Below are 4,317 nucleotides of genomic sequence, written 5' to 3'. Positions count from 1 at the left end.
CGCCGGTGGCCAGCAGCGGCCGGGTCTGGTTCAGCTCCTGCTGTGCCAACTCCAACCCGCGCAGGGCGGCGTTGCGCTTGGCCTGGGCCTCGATCAGCTCGTGCTCGCGCTGCATCAGTTGCTGGCGGCTGATCGACATCAGCGTGCTCAGCTCACTCAGCTTCGATTCGTACAGCCGCTTTTCGTCGTCCAGGATGCGGCGCTCCTCTTCGTCGCTCGGCTCGGGCGGCTTGAAGGTAGAGCCTTCGCCCAGCGCGCGCAGGCGGGCTACGCGAGCGCGCAGCGCAAAGCCCTGGGCCGCGCTCTCGCGCACGCCCGAGGTGGCGCGGGTCTCGTCGATGCGCAGCAGCAGTTGGCCGGCTTCGACCTGTTGCCCTTCACGTACCAGGATTTCGGCCACCACGCCGCCGTCCAGCGACTGCAGCACCTGTAGCTGGCGCGACGGCACGACACGGCCTTCCCCGCGCGTCACCTCGTCGACCCGGGCGAAAGCGGCCCAGACCAGCAGCACCACGACCACCACCAGCGTGATGCGCACGATGTGCTGCGCGCGCCGGGTGGCCTGGCGCGACATCACGCCCTCAGCGGCACGCTCGAAGTCGCTCATGCCGGGCATCAGGTTCGGCTCTTCGGCGCCGCCGAGCGCCAACCCGATAGCGCGAGCGATCTTTCGCCAGCCGACAGGCGGCGGTGACGTTGCCGGTGCGGGGCCGACCGATGGGGTGCCGGTGGCCGGCAAGTTCGTCTGCACCGTCGTCACCTGGACGTTGGCAGGTGGGCTGGTTGGCGCGGGGGGCGGGCTGGTTGGCGTCTCAATGCTCATGCCGCCCTCGCAATCCGGCCGCTCTGCAGGGCTTCCATGATGCGGTCACGCGGCCCGTCGGCAACGACCTTGCCACCATCAATGACCACCACGCGGTCGACCAGCGCCAGCAGCGAGGTGCGGTGCGTCACCAGCACGACAGTCTTGCCGGTCGTGAACTCGGTCAGGCGCTTGGTGATGGTCGCTTCGGTCGAAAAGTCCATCGCGCTGGTCGGTTCGTCCAGCAGCAACACCGGGGTGTTGTGCAGCACCGCGCGGGCCAGGCCCACGCTTTGACGCTGTCCGCCGGACAAGCGCTCGCCACGCTCGCCGACGTTCATGTCAAAGCCGTGCGGATGACGGTTGACGAACTCGGCCAGGCCCGCCACCTCGGCCGCGGCCACCACCGAGCCATCGTCAGCGTAGGGCAAGCCGAAGGTGATGTTCTCGCGCAGCGAGCCGTAGAACAGCAGCACGTCTTGCGACACGCAGCCCACGTTCTTGCGCAGGTCCGCCGGGTCCAACTGATTCAGGTCGATGCCGTCCAGCAGCACCGATCCTTCGCTCGGCCGGTACAGGCCCATCATAAGCCGCTGCAGCGTGCTCTTGCCCGAGCCGACGCGGCCGATCAGTGCCACGCGCTCGCCGGGTTTGATCTTCAGCGACAGGTTCTCGATCGCGTTGTCGGTGCGGCCGGGGTAGTTGAAGCTGACGCCGCGGAACTCGATCTCGCCGCGCAGCTTCGCGCGGTGGATGTAGGCCGTGCCTTCGGCTCGCTCGACCGGCTGGGCCATGATCTTTTCCAGCCCGCCCAGCGCCGTACGTGCGCCTTGATACTGCATCAGCAGCGCCACGATCTGCCCCGCCGGCGCCAGCGCGCGCGAAGACAACATGCCGCAGGCGATCAGGCCGCCCATCGTCACCATGCGTTCGCCGATAAGGTAGACACCGGCCACCACGGTGACCACCGTCACCATCTGCACCGACCAGTTGGTGAAGTAGTTGGCCCCGGCCGACAGAGCCCGCATCTTCACGTTGGCGCCGGCCAGGAAGACGTTGGCTCGCTCCCAGCGCGCCTGGATCGTGCCCTCGGCGCCTTGGGTCTTGATGGTCTCGATGCCGGTCAGCGCTTCGATCAGTGTGGCATTGCGCGCGGCCGAGGCGCGGTAGGTCGTCTCGGCCAGCGCATGCATCTTGGCCTGGATGAGCCAGCCCGATGCCAGCACCGCGCCGAAGCCCAGCACCACCGGGATCGCCAGCCACGGCGAGATGACGGTGATGACCAGCAAGAACAGCAGCGCAAACGGCAGGTCGATCAACGCGGTGACGGTGGACGAAGCGATCAGGTCACGCACCTGCTCGAAGCCGCGCAGGTTGGAGGCGAACGAGCCCACCGACTCGGGCCGGTGCTCGAGCCGCATGCCCAGCACCCGCTCCATCAGCGTGGCTGAGATCTGGATGTCGATGCGCGCGCTGGCCTCGTCGACAAAACGGCCGCGCAGCTTGCGCAGCAGCAGGTCGGCGCCGAGCACCAGCGTCATGCCGATGGCCAGCGACCACAGCGTCTCGACTGCGGCATTGGGCACCACGCGGTCGTACACGTTCATCGTGAAGATCGGGCTGGCGATCGCGAACAGGTTGATCAGCGCAGCGGCCCACAAGATGTCGCGATAGACGAAGCGCTGGGACAGCAGGGCGCCCCAGAACCAGTGGCCCTCGCGCGTGGCCCGGACCTCTGGCGCACGAGCGTCGAAACGGAAATGCGGCCGCACATGCAGCACCAGGCCGGTAGCGCGGCGGGCCAGCTCTTCGGCTGACAGCGTCACCGTGCCCTGGCCGGTTTCGGGCAGCAGCACACGCGCCTCGCCGGCTTCCCAGCCGAGCAGGATGCAGGCCTTGTTGTCCTTCAGGATCAGGATGGCCGGCAGCGCGGCTGGCTCGACCGCTTCCGCGCCCACGCGCTCCAGCCGCGTGTACATGCCGGCGCGTGCGGCGGCCCGTTCGGCCAGGTCCAGCGTCAGGCGCCCGTTGACCAGCGGCAGGCCGGCGGCGAGCGACGCGCGGGTGGCGCTGTGGCCATGCAAGCGGCAGATCTCGACCAGGCAGTCGAGCAGGGCGTCGGTTTGCAGCAGGTCTTCGCGCAGGCGCTCGGCCGCCGGTGCGGCGGCGCGCTGCGGCCCTGCACCGGTGGGCACCGGCGAGGCAGGTGGCGTGGCGGGCGGGGTCTGCGTGGTGTCGGTCATTGTTCTGTATCGACGCAGGGCTGGGACCGGCCGATCAGCGGCCGTTCAGGCGATATCGGCGCAGTGGATGCTGAACTGGCCGGCCTTGCGGTCAGCGAAATATCGGATCAATGTCTCGCGCACGGTGCGAAAGGCCAACTCGTCCCAAGGGATTTCGTCTTCGCGGAACAGGCGGGCTTCCAGCGTCTCGCTGCCCGGGTTCAGGTGCGTGTCGGTCATGCGGGCGCGGTAGAACAGATGCACCTGGCCCACGCGCACCACATTCAGTACGGTGAACAGGCCTTCGAGTTCCACATGCGCACCGGCTTCCTCGTCGGTTTCGCGCAGTGCGCCCTCGGCGGTGGTCTCGCCCAGCTCCATGAAGCCGGCCGGCAGCGTCCACAAACCATGGCGTGGTTCGATGGCGCGGCGGCACAGCAGGACCTGGTCTTGCCAGACCGGTACCGTGCCCACCACGTTCAGCGGATTTTCATAGTGGATGGTCGCGCAGTGGGGGCAAACCGCGCGTGGGCGGTTGTCGTCTGCGGGCACCACGTAGTTGACCTTGGTGCCACAGGCGCGACAGTGAACGATGGTGCGGTCCGTGAACATGGTGCGGCAGTGTAGGGCCTCTGAATACGCGGGCCTTGAGCTCCGAAGTGGCAACGGTGCCGTGGCATCATCAACCGATTCGGAGACCTGCCATGACCTACGTGATCCAGCCGCCCACCGTGGCCGCCGTGCCCGTCACCGATGGGCGTTCGTTCCCTGTTCACCGCATCTATTGCGTCGGCCGCAACTACGCCGAGCACGCGGTCGAGATGGGCCACACCGGCCGCGAGCCGCCGTTCTTCTTCATGAAGCCGGCCGACGCGGTACTGCCGGTGGCCGACGGCCAGATCGGCCGCATGGCCTACCCGCCGATGACCAGCAACCTGCACCACGAGATCGAGCTGGTGGTGGCGTTGGGGGCAGGCGGGCGCGACGTGCCGGTGGAGCGCGCCGCCGAGCTGATCTGGGGCTACGCGATCGGGCTGGACATGACCCGGCGCGACCTGCAGAACGACATGAAGAAGCAAGGCCGGCCGTGGAGCATCGGCAAGGGCTTCGACCACAGCGCGCCGATCGGCGCCATCCACCCGAAGGTTGGCACCGGCGAGCTGCTGAAGGGTGCGATCACGCTCGACGTGAACGGCCAGCGCCGCCAGACCGGCGACTTGTCGGACCTGATCTGGAGCGTCAGCGAAACGATTGCCACGCTGAGCCGCGCCTGGACGCTGGCACCGGGTGACC

At 68.1% G+C, this 4,317-nt stretch carries 3 protein-coding genes and 1 pseudogene; 1 reads left to right on the top strand and 3 read right to left on the bottom strand.

All coding sequences use genetic code 11. From position 1 onward, the window contains the following. The 3 genes and pseudogenes from AC1DYI_RS27990 to AC1DYI_RS27980 form a co-directional block, all read right to left on the bottom strand. Positions 1 to 823: pseudogene (locus AC1DYI_RS27990) on the bottom strand (HlyD family type I secretion periplasmic adaptor subunit); the annotation flags it as partial. Then, the gene (locus tag AC1DYI_RS27985; RefSeq protein ID WP_477207394.1) at positions 820 to 3,045 is read right to left on the bottom strand and encodes a type I secretion system permease/ATPase; all 2,226 of its coding nucleotides are present in this window, start codon (positions 3,043 to 3,045) and stop codon (positions 820 to 822) included. The gene AC1DYI_RS27985 and the pseudogene AC1DYI_RS27990, both read right to left, overlap by 4 nt. Before the next feature lie 45 nt (positions 3,046 to 3,090). Next, positions 3,091 to 3,636, bottom strand: coding sequence for an NUDIX hydrolase (locus AC1DYI_RS27980; RefSeq protein ID WP_477207393.1), 546 nt, complete (start codon positions 3,634 to 3,636; stop codon positions 3,091 to 3,093). Between the two features lie 92 nt (positions 3,637 to 3,728). Between AC1DYI_RS27980 and AC1DYI_RS27975 the strand changes: the two genes are divergently transcribed. Then, positions 3,729 to 4,317, top strand: a 589-nt coding sequence (locus tag AC1DYI_RS27975) for a fumarylacetoacetate hydrolase family protein (protein ID WP_477207392.1), incomplete at its 3' end; no start/stop codon positions are given.

The organism is Ideonella sp. P3_A4 (assembly GCF_056403075.1).
This window is presented reverse-complemented; position numbering and strand designations above follow the sequence as displayed.